Origin of the sequence: Brevundimonas sp., assembly GCF_036400995.1 — a bacterium.
Classification (GTDB): Bacteria; Pseudomonadota; Alphaproteobacteria; order Caulobacterales; family Caulobacteraceae; genus Brevundimonas.
Genome location: NZ_DASWWG010000096.1, coordinates 1 through 15,450, shown reverse-complemented (window position 1 = coordinate 15,450; position 15,450 = coordinate 1). Strand labels below are relative to the sequence as shown.

Here is a 15,450-nt window from a genome sequence, read left to right as displayed (position 1 = left end):
CCTGAGGCTCGAACGCCGCCCGATCCGGACCGGCAAGCAGACCATCACCGTCACCGTGGCGAAGAAACCCGCCTGGGTCGGCGCCGACCCCTACAACATCCTCATCGACCGCAACGCCGACGACAATCTGTTCAGGGTGGGGAGCTGACGAAGACGCGAAAGGACTCAACTCTCCCCCCGTTTCACGGGCGGAGAGTTGGTATGGCCGACCGCCTCTAGCGGCTTCCAAACAGCGCCGTGCCCACGCGCACGCTGGTCGCCCCGAACCGCACCCCGGCCTCGAAATCCCCGCTCATCCCCATGCTGAGCTTCTCCACCCCGTTCCGCGCCGCGATCTTCGCCAACAGCGCAAAATGCAGCCCCGCCGGCTCGTTCTCCGGCGGAATGCACATCAGCCCCTCGATCCCAAGCCCCAGCCCCCGGCAGAAGGCAATGAACCCGTCCGCCTCCGCCGGCGCGACGCCGGCCTTCTGCGGCTCCTCCCCGGTATTGACCTGCACATAGAGCCGCGGCGTCCGCCCGCTCCTGGCCATCTCGTCCGCCAGCGCCCGCGCGATCTTCTCCCGGTCTACTGTCTCGATCACGTCGAACAGCGCCACCGCATCGGCCGCCTTGTTGCTTTGCAGGGGCCCGATCAGTCGCAGCTCCAGCCCTTCGCGCCGGTTCTCCCCGGTCCATCGCGCCGCCGCCTCCTGCACCCGGTTCTCGCCGAACACCCGCTGCCCGGCGTCCAGGGCGGCGTCCAGCGCCTCGTCCGGTTGGGTCTTGGTCACGGCGACCAGCGTCACGGTCGCCGCGTCCCGTCCGGCGATCCGGCAGGCGCGGGCGATCTTGCGGCGCACCGTGTCGAAGCTGGACGCGATGGAGGGATCAGCAGAAGAGGAGATCATGAACCGGTCGAACGCGGATGCCTTGTGGCGGGTCGCCAGCGGTCTAGCCCGCGAGGCGACGAAAGTCAGCCGCGCCGACGGCGCGCCCCGTCCCAACCTGCCGCCCCTGCTCTTCTTCACCGACGGCGACCGGACGCCCGAGCCCTGGCGGGTCGCCACCCGCCTGCCGGTCGGTTCGGGCGTGGTGTTTCGTCATTTCGGCGCGCCCGAGGCCCGCGAGACGGCCCTGCGTCTGCGCGAGGCCACCCTCCGCCGCGACGGCCTGCTGCTGATCGGCCGCGACGCCGATCTGGCCGAGGCGATCCAGGCCGACGGGGTCCATCTGCCGGAAGCCCTGATCAGCGAGGCCGCGGCCCTCGCCGCCCGCCGTCCGGACTGGACCCTCACCGCCGCCTTCCACGGCCGCAACGCCTTGCCCGACCTGACCGGCCTCGACGCCCTGGTGGTCTCCCCGGTCTTTCCGGCTGGCGGCGCCTCGGGCGAGAAAGCGCCGCTGGGCTACGCCGGACTGACGGAACTGGCGCGGATCATCCCCCGGCCCGTCTATGCGCTGGGCGGCGTCAACGCGTCGAACGCCCCTCAGCTCACAGGCTCGGGCGCGTACGGAATTGCAGGGGTGGGGTCGATCCGCGAGGCCTTCGGGGCCTGATCAGAAGCGGAAGATCGATTCCAGACGGAAGCGGGCGGTCGGACGCTCGGTCTGCGGGGCGCGGCCCGGATCACGGTCTTGCTCGGCCAGACCGGCGGAAGCGCCGACGCGCAGGCGCGGATTGACGCGATAATAGGCGCCGGCCTCGACGTCGCCGAGGTTGTCCTCGCGGCCGACGGGCTGGTTCAGGTTCAGGTCCAGACCCCAGCGGCCGCGCTCGGTGAACCGCAGGCGGCTCTGGCCCGAAGGCGCGGCGGCGCGGGCGGCGTTGGCTTCGTTCAGGGAGACGGCGGGCGCGCGGCTGCGTCCGGACGCGCTCTGGGCGGCGGCCGCGTCGGCCATGGCCACCAGGCCGAGGCCCGCGACCAGTCCAGCGATGACGGCGCTCTTGCGCATGTCCTGCCCTTCACGTCACGACGGGGGTCCCGGCGCGATCCATTGCCAGCAAGTAGACACCGCCGGACAGCCCGGTCAACGGAACGAGGCTGAACGGCCCAGGTTCCCTGCGACTCAGCAGGACTCCTGTGGCGCGAGCGTCACGGCCCGGGGGCGCCCCGCCGCGTGTATGACGCCTCCCCGACACGATGCGGCGCCGGTTCGCGTGTCTTGCCTTGTCATCGCCCCTTTTCACCGTGTTATAGAGCCTCGCTTCGGTCCCGACCCGCGTTCGGGCGGTCCGGCGCGTGCGTGGGAAGGTCCGACGCGCGTCCGTTCGAATGGAGAACTGTCTATGGTGCTGGTTCGCGGCGCAGCGGTCGCCCTGATCGCTTCCGGTCTGATGCTGGGCGCGTGCAGCTCGCTGCCGAGACTTCCGGGCACGGCCCCCTCGGGCGCCCAGGCGGCCCGTCCGGCCGCCCAGACCGGCATCGGCGTCAACGCCTTCCTGTGGCGCGCGACCCTCGACACCCTCAGCTTCATGCCGCTGGCCAACGCCGATCCTTGGGGCGGCGTGATCAATTATGACTGGTACACCGACCCGCAGACGCCGAACGAGCGCTTCAAGGCCACGGTCTTCATCCTCGACACCCGCCTGCGCGCCGACGCCCTGAACGTCACGGTCACCAAGGAAGTCCGCAACGCCGACGGCCAGTGGGTCGCCGCGCCGGTCGCCGCCCAGACCGAGACCGACCTTGAGAACGCGATCCTGACCAAGGCGCGTCAGCTCAACCTGCAGAACGCCGGCTAAACCTCTCTCACGACCACAGCCTCCTTCAGGCCGCGCCCTCAAGGAGCGATGCCTCAAGGATTCCCGTGGCCCGCTACGAGCCCAAGACCGCCGAACCCCGCCAGCAGGCCCGCTGGGCGGCCGCCGACGCCTTCCGCACGCCCACGGAAGGCACCGGGAAGCCGAAATACTACGTCCTGGAGATGTTCCCCTACCCCTCGGGGAACATCCACATGGGCCACGCCCGCAACTATGTGATGGGCGACGTGGTGGCGCGGTCGAAGCGCGCCCAGGGGTTCGACGTCCTGCATCCGATGGGCTGGGACGCCTTCGGCCTGCCCGCCGAGAACGCCGCCATCGAGCGCGGCGTCCATCCGGGCGACTGGACTTGGTCCAACATCGCCAACATGCGCGACCAACTGAAGCTGCTGGGCCTGTCGCTGGACTGGAGCCGCGAATTCGCCACCTGCGACCCGGCCTATTACGGCAAGCAGCAGGCCTGGTTCCTGGAGCTGTTCAAGCGCGGCCTGGTTTATCGCAAGGACTCGGTGGTCAACTGGGATCCGGTCGACAACACCGTCCTGGCCAACGAGCAGGTGGTCGACGGCCGCGGCTGGCGCTCGGGCGCCCTGGTCGAGAAGCGCAAGCTGAACCAGTGGTTCCTGCGCATCACCGACTACGCGGACGATCTGATCGAAGGCCTGAAGGAACTGGAAGGCCGCTGGCCCGAGAAGGTTCGCCTGATGCAGGAGAACTGGATCGGCAAGAGCCGCGGCGCGACCCTGTGGTGGAACATCGTCGAGGCGCCGGACTTCCTGCCCGCTTCGCCGGAGGGCGAGCCGAACCACGCCCGTGATCCGATCGAGGTCTACACCACCCGTCCCGACACCCTGTTCGGCGCCAGCTTCCTGGCCCTGTCGGCGGATCATCCGCTGACCAGGGCCATCGCCGCGCACCGACCCGACGTCCAGGCCTTCATCGAGACCTGCGCCCGCTCGGGCACCAGCGAGGCCGATATCGAGAAGGCCGAAAAGCTGGGCGTCGATCTGGGCATCCGCGTCCAGCACCCGTTCGACCCGTCGCGCACCGTGCCGGTCTGGGCCGCCAACTTCGTCCTGTCGACCTACGGCTCGGGCGCCATCTTCGGCTGCCCGGCCCACGACCAGCGCGACTTCGAATTCGCCACCAAATACAGCCTGCCCATCGTCCCGGTCGTGAGACCCGAGGGCGCCGGTGATGACTTCACCGTCGGCGACGAGGCCTACACCGGTCCCGGCGCCATCTTCCAGTCGGACTTCCTGAACGGTCTGGACGTCGAGGCCGCCAAGGCCGAGGCCATCGCCCGTCTCGAGGCCGCCGACCAGGGCAAGGGCGCGACCATCTACCGCCTGCGCGACTGGGGCATCAGCCGTCAGCGTTACTGGGGATGTCCCATCCCTGTGATCCACTGTGACAGCTGCGGCGCGGTCCCGGCCGCCGACCTGCCGGTCGAGCTGCCGAAGGACGTGTCCTTCGACCGCCCGGGCAATCCGCTGGACCACCATCCGACCTGGAAGCATGTCAAATGCCCGTCGTGTCACGGTGATGCGAAGCGCGAGACGGACACCCTGGACACCTTCGTGGACTCCAGCTGGTACTTCGCCCGCTTCACCGATCCGACCGCGGCCGAACCGATCTCGAAGACCGCCGCGGACAAGTGGCTGCCGGTCGACCAGTATATCGGCGGCGTCGAGCACGCGGTCCTGCACCTGCTCTACGCCCGCTTCATCAGCCGCGCCCTGTCGGATGCGGGCCTGATGACGGTCAAGGAGCCCTTCGCCGGCCTGTTCACCCAAGGGATGGTGGTCCACGAGACCTATTCCGACGGCGTGGACGACGTCGGCCGCCCGGTCTGGGTCGAGCCGACCGACGTGCGTCTCGAGACGGTCGACGGCAAGCGTGTCGCCACCCGCCTGTCGAACGGCGCCGTCCTGACCATCGGCGACATCGAGAAGATGTCGAAGTCCAAGAAGAACGTGGTCGCCCCGCAGGAGATCGTCGACACCTACGGCGTCGACGCCGGTCGCCTGTTCGTCCTGTCGGACAGCCCGCCCGAACGGGACGTGCAATGGACCCCCGGCGGCGTCGAGGGCGCCAGCCGCTTCGTCCAGCGCGTCTGGGCCGAGGTCGACGGCTATGACCCCGCCTTCGCCGGCGAGGCCGACGCCAACGCCGCCCTGCTGCGCGAGACGCACAAGGCCATCAAGGCCGTCAGCGAGGGCATCAGCGGCTTCCGCTTCAACTCCGCCATCGCCAAGCTCTACGCCTTCGTCGCCACCGTGCGCGATCATCCGAAGGCGGGCGGCGACGCGCGTCGTCAGGCCCTGTCGGCCCTGCTGCGTCTGGTCGCCCCCTTCACCCCGCACCTGGCCGAGGAAGGCTGGACGCGACTGGGCGAAGAGGGGATGATCCTGGACGCGCCCTGGCCGGAATATGATCCGGCCCTGGCGGCCGACGACGAGGTCGTCCTGCCCATCCAGGTCAACGGCAAGCGCCGCGGCGAAATCCGCGTCGCCCGCGGTCTGGAGCCGGCGGAGGTCGAAGCCCTCGTCATGGCCGATCCGGACGTCCAGGCGCGACTGGAGGGTCTGACGGTGAAGAAGATCGTCGTGGTCAAGGACCGCATCGTCAACGTGGTGGTCGCCGGATGAGGGCCCGCCTCGCCGCCCTCGCCGTCGCGCTTGTCTCGCTGATGGGACTGTCCGCCTGCGGCTTCACGCCCCTGTACGGCGATCTCGGCGCGGGGACCTCCCTGTCGCGCATCGCCGTGACCACCCAGGATGACCGTCTGGGCTACCGGGTGCGCGAGCAGCTGGAGGATGCCCTCGGCCGCGACGGCTCGCAGCCGCCCCTGTGGCGTCTGGAGACGACCATCGAGCAGTCGCGCCGTCCGCTGGGCCGCCGCATCGACGATACGGCCACCCGCTACGAGCTGACCGTGCGCGGGACCTGGACCCTGACCCCGACGACCGGCGGCGCGCCGATCACCGGCGTCGAGACCGTCACCACCACCTACGCCGCCGCCGACCAGCCCTACGCCGCCATCGCCGCCCAGCAGGACGGCGAGGAGCGCGCCGCGGCCGAGCTGGCCCGGCTGATCCGTCTCGACCTGCTGCGGACCCTGTCGGCCCCGTGATCCTGTCGAAGCGGCCCGAGGTCGATCGCTTCCTGAAGACCCCGGACAAGGCCGTCCGGGCCGCCGTGATCCACGGCAAGGACCGCTCCGGCGTCGCCGAGCGGGCCGAGGTCCTGTGCAGGGCGATCACCCCGGACCTCAACGACCCGTTCAACGTCACCGTCCTGACGGACAGCGACATCGACGGCGACGAGACCCGTCTGGACGAGGCCCTGACCGCGCTCAGCATGATCGGCGGCCGCCGTCTGGTCCGCGTCCGCCTGTCGGCCGAGAAGGCCTCGATTGACAAGATGCTGGCCGCCGCGCTCAAATCCCACGCGGCGGGCGACTTCAACCCCGACTGCATGCTGGTCATCGAGGCCGGGGCCCTGGGCCGCGACTCCGCCCTGCGCAAGGCCGCCGAGGCCGACAAGGCCGCCGTCGGCATCGCCTGCTACGAGGACGAGACCGGCGACGTCGCCCGCATGACCCGCGAGGCCCTGGCCGGCGACAAGGTCGGGTTGACGCAGGACGCCCTGGATCGTTTCGTTTCCCGCCTGCCCCGCGAGCGCGGCCTGATGCGGCAGGAGATCGAGCGCCTGATCCTCTACATCGGTCCCGGCAGCGGCCGGACCATCGACACGCCCGAGCTGGAGCAGCACCTGGGGGTCGAGCCCGACGCCTCCCTGCAGGACGCCGCCCTGCAGGCCTTCGGCGGCCGCCCCGGCCCCGCCCAGTCCGGCCTCCGCCGCGCCTTCGCGGAAGGGGAAAGCCCGGTCATGGCCGTGAGACAAGCGTCGATCCACCTCGGAAAACTCCGCCGAATCAACGTCTTGCAGGGGAACGGGGCCAACGCCAAGGAGGCCGCCAAGGCCGCCGGCGTGTTCTGGAAACAGGAGGCGGAAATGCTCCGTCAGGCCCGCAACTGGCGTCTGGACGACCTCGACCGGGTGCTGGACAGCGTCAACGCCGCCGACATCGCCACCAAGACCACGGGCTCCCCGGACCAGCTGATCGCCGAACGCCTGCTGCTGGAGATTTCCGCCCGCGCGAGGCGTCTGGGGCTCTAACCCCGCTTCGAGGCCCGCCGGAAGGCCGGCTTGTTCAGGGCCGAGTTCTGGTGCGCGACGCTCTTTTCGGCGTGCTGGGCGGGCTTGAAGCCGCCGGACCCGGCCTTGCCCCCGCCCGCCTTCTTGGCGGCCAGCGCCTTCTTCATCGCTTCAGCGGTCGGATTGGGCTTGTCGTCGGTCATTCGTCCATCCTGCCACCGACGCGACGCGCCAGCCAGACCGTCACGCCGCCCCGGTCATAATCGCCGACCGCATGATCGATCACCGCGAACCCGGCCGCCTCCAGCCGCGTCCGGTATTCCGCCGTCGACAGGCTGGCGTGATAGAGCGGCTCGCCCCGCCACTGGCCGATCGCCTCCCCGTCCGTATCACCCGAGGTGAACATCAGCACCCCGCCCGGCCGCACATGCCGCGCGAACACCGCGAACAGGGCCCGCTGGTCGTCCCGGGTCAGATGAAAACTGCTGTGCCAGGCGATCAGCCCGTCAAACGCGCGCCCCAGATCCAGCCCGCGCATGTCCGCGACGATCCAGTCCTGCGCCGGAAACCGCGCGCGGCACAGGTCCACGGCGCCCGCAGAGGCGTCCACCCCGGTCACCGCCCGGCCCTGTTCGATCAGATACCGCGCCACCGGCTCGCCCGAGCCGCAGCCCAGGTCGAGCACCGTCCCGCCCATCGGCACATGGGCCAGAAAGGCCTCCAGCCAGGGCGTTTCCACCGTCAGGCCACGGCCGCGATCGGCGTCCCAGTCCGCAGCGCGGCGGCTGTAGAGATCGATGATCCCGTCAGCCGCCCCCGGGCCCGCCTTCGGCATCTCAGCCCCGCATCAGGCGGCGGCAGAGGTCGTCCAGCTGTTCCAGCGTGCCGTAGCGGATGGTGATCTCGCCCTTGCCGCCCTTGTCCGACAGCTGGACCTTCAGGCCCAGGGCGTCGGCCAGATCCTGCTCCAGCGCGGCCACATCGGCCGAGCCCTCGCCCGACAGGCCCGCCGGCTTCGCCTTGCCGGGCTTCGGCCCTTCCGCCGAGCGGCGCGCCAGCGCCTCGGCCTGACGCACATTCAGCCCCTCGCGCACGATCTGGTCGGCCAGATCGCCGGCGTTGACGGTGTTGATCAGGGCCCGGGCATGACCGGCGCTCAGCTGGCCGTCGCGCACATAGTCCAGCACCTCGTCCGGCAGCTGCAGCAGGCGCAGGGTGTTAGCCACATGGCTGCGGCTCTTGCCGACGATGCCCGCCACCGCGTCCTGCGTCCGGCCGAAGCGGTTCATCAGCTGGCGGTAGGCGTCGGCCTCTTCCAGCGGGTTCAGGTCCGCGCGCTGGACGTTCTCGATGATGGCGACCTCAAACACCTCGACGTCGTCCATTTCACGGATGACGACCGGCACCTCGGTCAGGCGGGCCATCTGCGACGCGCGCCAGCGGCGTTCACCGGCGATGATCTGCCAGACCCCGTCCTCGCCCGGCTGCGACCGCACCAGGATCGGCTGCAGCACGCCCTTGTCGCGGATCGAGGTCGACAGCTCTTCCAGGATTTCCGGGGTGAAGATCTTGCGCGGCTGGTCCGGGTTCGGCTTCAGGCTCTCGATCGGCACGATGCGCACGCCGGCGGGCGGCGGCGAGCCGTCCACGGCCACCGCTTCGCTGGCCTGTTCTCCCAGAAGGGCCGACAATCCCCGGCCGAGACCGCGCTGACGTTCGCTCAAGATACTGTTTCCGTTCTTCTAATTCTGTCTCAGGCGGCCTGCTTCAGGCGTTTGCGCTCTCGCGCCACCACCTCACGGGCCAGCTTCAGATAGGCCTGGCTGCCCGCGCATTTCAGGTCATAGATCAGGGCCGGCTTGCCGAACGACGGCGCCTCGGCCACCCGCACATTGCGCGGGATGACGCTGTCATAGACCTTGTCGCCGAAATGGTTGCGCACATCGTTGGCCACCTGCCCCGACAGGGCGCTTCGGCGGTCGTACATTGTCAGCACCAGACCCTGGATTTCCAGCGCCGGGTTCAGGCTCTGGCGCACCATGTCGACGGTCTTCATCAGCTGGGTCAGGCCCTCCAGCGCGAAGAACTCGCACTGCAGCGGCACCAGCACCGCGTCCGCGGCGGCCATGGCGTTCAGCGTCAGCAGGTTCAGCGACGGCGGGCAGTCGATCAGCACATAGTCATAACGCGTCTGGCCGTCCCGGCCCTGCGAGGCCAGGGCGTCGCGCAGGCGGAACGAGCGGCGGTCAGCCTGGCTCAGTTCGATCTCGACGCCCGACATGTCAGCGTCGGCGGGAATGATGTGCAGGCCCGGCACGGCGGTATGCACGGCGGCGTCATCGACCGAGCGGCCGTCCACGACCACGTCATAGATGGTCACCCGGCGTGTTTCACGTGGAACACCCAGTCCCGTGGAGGCATTGCCCTGAGGGTCCATGTCCACGATCAGCACCTTCTCGCCGATCGCGGCCAGGGCGGTGCCGAGGTTGATCGCGGTGGTCGTCTTGCCCACCCCGCCCTTCTGGTTGGAAACGGCGAGGACGCGGGTCTTCTTCTCAGCGCGCACGGCGGAGGCTCCGAACGGATACGATACGGCCGCGCGGATCGCTGCGCGAGACGGAGAGGTCACTCTCAAAATGCCAGACTCGCCGGGCCTCGGCCACCTCGACCTCTGCCTTTTCCCCCTTCAGGAACAGTCCACGGGCGCCCCGCTGTAGATAAGGCTGTGCATAGCCGAGGAGCTTTTCCATCGCCGCGACCGCCCGGGCCGTCACGACCTCGACCGAAACCTTCTGTTCCTCCGCCCGGCCGTTGATCACCGTGGCCGGCAGACCCAGCGCATCGACGACCGTCTGCAGGAACCGGCAGCGCTTCCCCAGACTGTCGATCAACCAGACGTGGGCGCCCGGCCGGTCCTTCAGCAGGATCGCCAGAACCACGCCCGGGAATCCGGCCCCCGCCCCCAGATCGGCCCAGGTCTTCGCCCCGGGCTCCAGCGCCAGCAGCTGGGCGGAGTCCCAGTAGTGTCGGTTCCAGATGTCCGGAATCGTATCGGGCCCGACGAGGTTCATCACCTCATTGGCCTCGGCCAGCATCCCGGCGAAGGCTTCGAGGTCGGCCATGTTGGCGTCGGAGGCGCCGGTCAGCGCCTGGAATTCAGAAGGAGTCATATCTCACTTTCCTCCCCTCCCGAGAGAAGGGACCGCGAAGCGGTGGAGGGGTGTTCAGGGGCTTCCCCCTCCGTTACGCCTCGGCCTTGGCGCGCTTCACGTGCGACAGCAGGGCGGTCAGGGCGCCGGGGGTCATGCCCTCGATCCGGCCCGCCTGCCCCAGGGTGCGGGGCTGAACGCGGGCCAGCTTCTCCTTGACCTCGTTCGACAGGCTGCCGATGGCGGCGTAGTCGAGGTCCACCGGCAGGGCCAGGGCCTCTTCCCGACGCAGGGCCTCGGCGTCCGCGGCCTGACGGTCCAGATAGCCGGCGTAGCCCGCGTCGATGGTGATCTGCTCGCGCACCTGCGCTGACCAGTCGGCGATCTCGGGTCGCACCGGCAGGAAGGTGTCCAGCGTCACCCCCGGGAAGGACAGCAGATCACGGATCGACCGGCGCTGGCCGTCGGCGTTCACACGGATGCCCAGTTCCCCGGCTTCCTTGGGCGTGAACAGCGTTTCACGTGAAACAGCGCTCGCCGCGGCCAGTTCGGCGGCCTTGGCGGCGAAGGCCTCGGCCCGGCGCGCGCCGACCACGCCCGCCTCGACGCCCAGCGGGGTCAGCCGCTGATCGGCGTTATCCGCGCGCAGGGTCAGGCGGTACTCCGCCCGGCTGGTGAACATACGGTAGGGCTCGGTCACACCCTTGGTGACCAGATCGTCGATCATCACCCCGATATAGGCCTGGTCGCGACCGAAAATGATCGGCGCCTTTCCGGCCGAGGCGCGGGCGGCGTTCAGCCCGGCCATGAGCCCTTGGGCCCCCGCCTCCTCATAACCGGTCGTGCCGTTGATCTGGCCGGCCAGATACAGGCCCGGTCGCTTCTTCACTTCCAGCGCCGGGTTCAGCTCGCGCGGGTCGACGTAGTCGTATTCGATCGCATAGCCGAAGCGGAACACCTCGACCTGCTCCAGACCGGGGATGGTCCGCAGGAAGGCCAGCTGGGTCGCGTCCGACACCGAGGTCGAAATGCCGTTCGGATAGACCGTCGGATCGTCCAGACCCTCGGGCTCGAGGAAGATCTGGTGCGAGGTCTTGTCGGCGAACCGCACCACCTTGTCCTCGATGGACGGGCAGTAGCGCGGGCCGCGGCCGGACAGGTGGCCGCCATAGACGGCGCTTTCGCCCAGGTTCTCGGCGATGATCCGGTGGGTTTCTTCCGTGGTGTGGGTCACGCCGCAGGTGATCTGCGGCACGTCGATCCGGTCGGTCAGGAAGCTGAAGGGCACAGGCTCGGCGTCCGCCGCCTGATGCTCCAGTCGGTCCCAGGCGATGGTCCGACCGTCCAGCCGGGCCGGGGTGCCGGTCTTCAGACGGCCCATCTGCAGGCCCGCGCCGTACAGGTCCGCGGCCAGACCGGTCGACGGCGCCTCGCCGTGACGGCCCGCGGGGGTCCGTTCGTCGCCCTTGTGAATGACGCCGTTCAGGAAGGTGCCGGTCGTCAGCACGACCGCGCTCGCCGACAGTTCGACGCCGTCGCCGGTGACCACGCCGGTCACCCGGTCGCCGTCCATGATCAGGCTCTCGGCGGTACCCGCCATCCGTTCGAGGTTCGGGGTGTCGGCCAGCTCGGCCTGCATGGCCTCGCGATACAGACGACGATCAATCTGGCTGCGCGGCCCCTGCACCGCCGCGCCCTTCGAGCGGTTCAGCAGGCGGAACTGGATGCCGGACACATCGCCCAGTCGCCCCATGACGCCGTCCAGGGCGTCGATCTCGCGGACCAGATGGCCCTTGCCCAGACCGCCGATGGCCGGGTTGCAGGACATCTCGCCGATGGTTTCCAGCTTCTGGGTCAGCAACAGGGTGCGCGCGCCCGTGCGCGCCGAGGCGGCCGCGGCCTCACACCCGGCGTGCCCGCCGCCGATGACGATGACATCAAAGGATTTCATCGCCGGGACATAGTCGAAACGGACCGGTTTTTCCACCGGCGCCGTGGCGGTGTTTCACGTGAAACAGCTCTCCTCCCCCTCCTGGGGAGGTGGCTCGACGGCGAAGCCGACGAGACGGAGGGGGCAGGCCAAACTCACTTCCCGATGCAGAAGGTCGAGAAAACCTCGCCCAGAATATCCTCCACCCCGATGGCGCCGGTCACCCGGGCCAGGGCTTCCGCCGCCCGCCGCAGGTCGTCACCCGCCATCTCGGGCGCCAGATCCAGCGCGCGGCGACCGGCCTCGACAGAGACCAAAGCCTCCTCCAGCCGCCGGCGATGCCGCTCGCGGGTGACCGCCGGGAAGTCGGCGCCGGACAGGTCGCGGGCCAGACGGGCGGCGATCCAGTCGTGCAGGGCCGCCATCCCCTCCCCCGTCGTCGTGCTGACGATCAGGGCCTCGCGACCGACGATCGGCGCCGCCCCGAGATCGGCCTTGGTCAGGACCACCAGATCGTCGGGCCGCGCATAATCCGCCGCCACGCCGTCGACGTCGCCCGGCGCCCGGACCCACAGACGCAGCTCGGCCTGTTCGGCCCGGGCCCGCGCCCGGCGCACGCCCTCGGCCTCGACCGGATCGTCGCTGTCGCGCAGACCCGCCGTATCCGACAGGGTCACCGCATAGCCGCCGATGACCAGATCGGCGTCCAGAACATCCCGTGTCGTCCCGGCGATCGGCGTCACGATGGCCGCCTCGCGCGCCACCAGCGCGTTGAACAGGGACGACTTGCCCGCATTGGTCTCGCCGATCAGGACGATGCGATAGCCCTCGCGCACCCGCTCGCCCCGCCCGCCGTCGGCCAGGGCGCCCTTCAGGTCGACGATCAGCCCGTCCAGAACCGGCCCCGCCGTGCGCGCCAGATTGTCCGGCACCTCCTCGTCGGGGAAGTCGATCTCGGCCTCGACCAGCGCCAGCGCCTTCAGCAGGTCGCGGCGGAAGCCGGCGTAGGCGGCGCCCAGCGCCCCGTCCAGCTGACCCAGCGCCTGCGCGGCCTGGGCCGTCGTCTCGGCGTCGATCAGGTCGGCGACCGCCTCGGCCTGGGCCAGGTCCATCCGTCCGTTCTCGAACGCCCGACGGGTGAACTCGCCCGGATCGGCGGGGCGCAGGCCCAGGGCGACCAGAGCCTTCGCCGCCGCTTCGACCACCGCCCGGCCGCCGTGCAGATGCAGCTCGGCGCAATCCTCGCCGGTGTAGGAGTTCGGTCCCGGGAAGCGCAGCACCAGCGCCTGATCGATGGTCCGGCCCTCGTGGGTCAGGGTCCGCAGCGACGCCATCCGCGCCTTCAGCCCGCCGGCGCCCAGACCCGTCAGGGCCGCGTCCGTGCCCGGACCGCTCAGCCGCACAATGGCGATCGCCCCCCGGCCGGGCGGGGTGGCGAGGGCGAAAATGGTGTCGGTCACTTGGTGGAGCCCACCGCCCCTTCCATCAGGCGGCGGAACTGGTCCTGCGCCTGCAGGCCGAAACTGGTCCAGGTCTTCATCAGCTCTTCCGGCTGCATGGCGGCGACATTGGCCTGCATCCGCTTCTGCATCTCGGCGACCATGGCGTCATTCAGCGGGGTCACGTCCGGCAGCCCCAGGAACGCCCGCGCCTCGGCCGGGGTGCAGTCGATCTCGACGTTGATTTTCATGGGATCGCTCCAATCTCTTGACCACGTTCATGGCCGATCCGGCCGCGTAAAGGAACCGTCCTGATGACCCGCCCCTCGAGCCAGTCCGCCGTCCGCTTCAGCCGCACCGGCGGCCCCGAGGTTCTGGAGCTGGTCGAGGTCCCGGTCGAGGCGCCGGGCCCGGGCGAGATCCTGATCCGAAACGTCGCGATCGGTCTCAACTTCATCGACATCTATCACCGCACCGGCCTCTACCCCCTGCCCCTCCCCTCCGGTCTCGGCAAGGAGGCCGCGGGCGTGGTCGAGGCCGTCGGCGAGGGCGTCACCCGCTTCAAGGTCGGCGACCGCGTCGCCACCGCCAATGCGCAAGTTATAGCCTACTCAAACTTCCTCAGACTCCCGGAAATTTTCGCGGTCGCCGTTCCGGACGACATCAGTCTGGAGGTGGCGGCCGCTGTCATGCTCAAGGGGATGACGGCCGAGTTTCTGGTCAACCGGGCGTTTCACGTGAAACAGGGCGACGAGATCCTGCTCCACGCCGCCGCCGGCGGGGTCGGCCTGATCCTCGGCCAATGGGCCAAATCTCTCGGCGCCACCGTCATCGGCACGGTGGGCTCCAAGGCCAAGGCCGAGCTCGCCCTCGCCCACGGCTCGGACCACGCCATCCTCTACGACCGTGAGGACGTCGCCGCCCGTGTCCACGAAATCACCGAAGGCCGCGGCGTCGCCGTCGCCTATGACTCCGTCGGCAAGGACACATTCGAGGCGTCTCTGGCCAGCCTGAAACGACGCGGCACCCTGGTCCTGTTCGGCAACGCCTCCGGCCCGGTCCCGCCGTTCGATCCGCTCCGCCTGTCGCGCGGCGGCTCGCTCTACGTCACCCGCCCCACCCTGTTCGACTATGTCGCCACGGTCGAGGAACTCGACGCCAGCGCCGCCGCCCTCTTCGCCGTCATCCGCTCCGGCGCCGTCAAGGTCGAGATCGGCCAGACCTTCCCGCTGGCCGAAGTGCGCAAAGCCCACGAAGCCCTCGCCGGTCGGAAGACCACCGGCTCGACCCTGCTGATCCCCTGACCCCATGCCAAAGAAAAAGGGCCGCCCTATCCGGAGCGGCCCTTCGTCTTGTCATCCCCGCGAAAGCGGGGACGGTCAGGTGTTCATCGACTGGAAGAAGTCGGCGTTGTTCTTCGACTGGCGCAGCTTGTCGAGCAGGAACTCGATCGCGTCCTGCGGACCCATCGGGTTGAGGATGCGGCGCAGGACATAGGTCTTGGCCAGCTGATCCTTCGGCGTGATGAGGTCTTCCTTGCGGGTGCCCGACTTGAGCACGTCGATGGCGGGGAAGATGCGCTTGTCGGCCACCTTGCGGTCCAGGACGATCTCGCTGTTGCCCGTGCCCTTGAACTCTTCGAAGATGACCTCGTCCATCCGGCTGCCGGTGTCGATCAGGGCGGTGGCGATGATGGTGAGCGAGCCGCCCTCCTCCACGTTCCGCGCCGCACCGAAGAACCGCTTGGGTCGCTGCAGGGCGTTGGCGTCCACGCCCCCGGTCAGCACCTTGCCGGAGGATGGCACCACTGTGTTGTAGGCGCGGCCAAGGCGAGTCACCGAGTCCAGCAGGATCACGACGTCACGCTTGTGCTCGACCAGGCGCTTGGCCTTTTCAATCACCATCTCGGCGACCTGCACGTGGCGGGTGGCCGGCTCGTCGAAGGTCGATGCGACCACTTCGCCGCGCACGGAGCGCTGCATCTCGGTCACTTCCTCGGGACGCTCGTCGATCAGCAGCACGATC

General features: G+C 69.4%; 17 protein-coding genes. 6 read left to right on the top strand and 11 right to left on the bottom strand.

All coding sequences use genetic code 11. The features are described 5' to 3' along the window. Positions 1-215: 215 nt before the first annotated feature. Complete coding sequence (locus VGE03_RS13365; RefSeq protein WP_331046966.1) at positions 216-890, bottom strand: YggS family pyridoxal phosphate-dependent enzyme; 675 nt, start codon at positions 888-890, stop codon at positions 216-218. On the opposite strand from VGE03_RS13365, the gene VGE03_RS13360 reads away from it, so the two are divergent. Further along, on the top strand, positions 889-1,539 hold the full coding sequence (locus VGE03_RS13360; RefSeq protein WP_331046965.1) for a thiamine phosphate synthase: 651 nt from the start codon (positions 889-891) through the stop codon (positions 1,537-1,539). The two genes, VGE03_RS13365 and VGE03_RS13360, sit on opposite strands and share 2 nt — an antisense overlap. On the opposite strand, the gene VGE03_RS13355 is transcribed toward VGE03_RS13360, so the two are convergent. Further along, on the bottom strand, positions 1,540-1,935 hold the full coding sequence (locus VGE03_RS13355) for an NtrZ family periplasmic regulatory protein (protein WP_331046964.1): 396 nt from the start codon (positions 1,933-1,935) through the stop codon (positions 1,540-1,542). Positions 1,936-2,269: 334 nt separating this feature from the next. Here VGE03_RS13355 and VGE03_RS13350 point away from each other — a divergent pair, with 334 nt between their 5' ends. The 4 genes from VGE03_RS13350 (at position 2,270) to holA (ending at position 6,928) form a co-directional block, all read left to right on the top strand. Then, positions 2,270-2,725, top strand: coding sequence for a DUF3576 domain-containing protein (locus tag VGE03_RS13350; RefSeq protein ID WP_331046963.1), 456 nt, complete (start codon positions 2,270-2,272; stop codon positions 2,723-2,725). A 65-nt stretch (positions 2,726-2,790) separates the two neighbouring features. After that, the gene (gene leuS / locus VGE03_RS13345) at positions 2,791-5,394 is read left to right on the top strand and encodes a leucine--tRNA ligase (protein ID WP_331046962.1); all 2,604 of its coding nucleotides are present in this window, start codon (positions 2,791-2,793) and stop codon (positions 5,392-5,394) included. Further along, positions 5,391-5,879 (top strand): LPS assembly lipoprotein LptE, encoded by a 489-nt coding sequence (gene lptE, locus VGE03_RS13340; protein WP_331046961.1) that lies wholly within the window; start codon positions 5,391-5,393, stop codon positions 5,877-5,879. The genes leuS and lptE overlap by 4 nt, the downstream gene beginning before the upstream one ends. Next, positions 5,876-6,928: a DNA polymerase III subunit delta gene (gene holA / locus VGE03_RS13335; RefSeq protein ID WP_331046960.1), complete on the top strand. Its 1,053-nt coding sequence runs from the start codon at positions 5,876-5,878 to the stop codon at positions 6,926-6,928. Before lptE ends, holA begins: the two co-directional genes overlap by 4 nt. Here the strand turns inward: holA and VGE03_RS13330 are convergent. From VGE03_RS13330 to VGE03_RS13295, 8 genes are all read right to left on the bottom strand, one after another. After that, positions 6,925-7,110: a hypothetical protein gene (locus VGE03_RS13330; protein WP_331046959.1), complete on the bottom strand. Its 186-nt coding sequence runs from the start codon at positions 7,108-7,110 to the stop codon at positions 6,925-6,927. The genes holA and VGE03_RS13330 overlap by 4 nt on opposite strands. Next, a complete protein-coding gene (locus VGE03_RS13325) occupies positions 7,107-7,742 on the bottom strand; it encodes a class I SAM-dependent methyltransferase (protein WP_331046958.1) in 636 nt (211 codons plus the stop codon). The genes VGE03_RS13330 and VGE03_RS13325 overlap by 4 nt, the downstream gene beginning before the upstream one ends. A gap of 1 nt (position 7,743) precedes the next feature. Beyond that, a complete protein-coding gene (locus VGE03_RS13320; RefSeq protein ID WP_331046957.1) occupies positions 7,744-8,631 on the bottom strand; it encodes a ParB/RepB/Spo0J family partition protein in 888 nt (295 codons plus the stop codon). A 29-nt stretch (positions 8,632-8,660) separates the two neighbouring features. Further along, positions 8,661-9,473, bottom strand: a complete 813-nt coding sequence (locus VGE03_RS13315) for a ParA family protein (RefSeq protein ID WP_331046956.1) — start codon at positions 9,471-9,473, stop codon at positions 8,661-8,663. Continuing rightward, on the bottom strand, positions 9,463-10,077 hold the full coding sequence (rsmG, locus tag VGE03_RS13310) for a 16S rRNA (guanine(527)-N(7))-methyltransferase RsmG (protein ID WP_331046955.1): 615 nt from the start codon (positions 10,075-10,077) through the stop codon (positions 9,463-9,465). Before rsmG ends, VGE03_RS13315 begins: the two co-directional genes overlap by 11 nt. 73 nt (positions 10,078-10,150) lie before the next feature. After that, the gene (mnmG, locus tag VGE03_RS13305) at positions 10,151-12,007 is read right to left on the bottom strand and encodes a tRNA uridine-5-carboxymethylaminomethyl(34) synthesis enzyme MnmG (RefSeq protein ID WP_331046954.1); all 1,857 of its coding nucleotides are present in this window, start codon (positions 12,005-12,007) and stop codon (positions 10,151-10,153) included. A 134-nt stretch (positions 12,008-12,141) separates the two neighbouring features. After that, positions 12,142-13,446: a tRNA uridine-5-carboxymethylaminomethyl(34) synthesis GTPase MnmE gene (mnmE, locus tag VGE03_RS13300; protein ID WP_331046953.1), complete on the bottom strand. Its 1,305-nt coding sequence runs from the start codon at positions 13,444-13,446 to the stop codon at positions 12,142-12,144. Next, positions 13,443-13,676, bottom strand: coding sequence for a DUF6489 family protein (locus VGE03_RS13295; protein ID WP_331046952.1), 234 nt, complete (start codon positions 13,674-13,676; stop codon positions 13,443-13,445). The genes mnmE and VGE03_RS13295 overlap by 4 nt, the downstream gene beginning before the upstream one ends. A gap of 63 nt (positions 13,677-13,739) precedes the next feature. On the opposite strand from VGE03_RS13295, the gene VGE03_RS13290 reads away from it, so the two are divergent. Next, the gene (locus VGE03_RS13290; protein WP_331046951.1) at positions 13,740-14,729 is read left to right on the top strand and encodes a quinone oxidoreductase; all 990 of its coding nucleotides are present in this window, start codon (positions 13,740-13,742) and stop codon (positions 14,727-14,729) included. 75 nt (positions 14,730-14,804) lie between these two features. On the opposite strand, the gene rho is transcribed toward VGE03_RS13290, so the two are convergent. Next, a partial coding sequence (gene rho / locus VGE03_RS13285; protein ID WP_331046950.1) for a transcription termination factor Rho occupies positions 14,805-15,450 on the bottom strand: 646 nt, incomplete at its 5' end.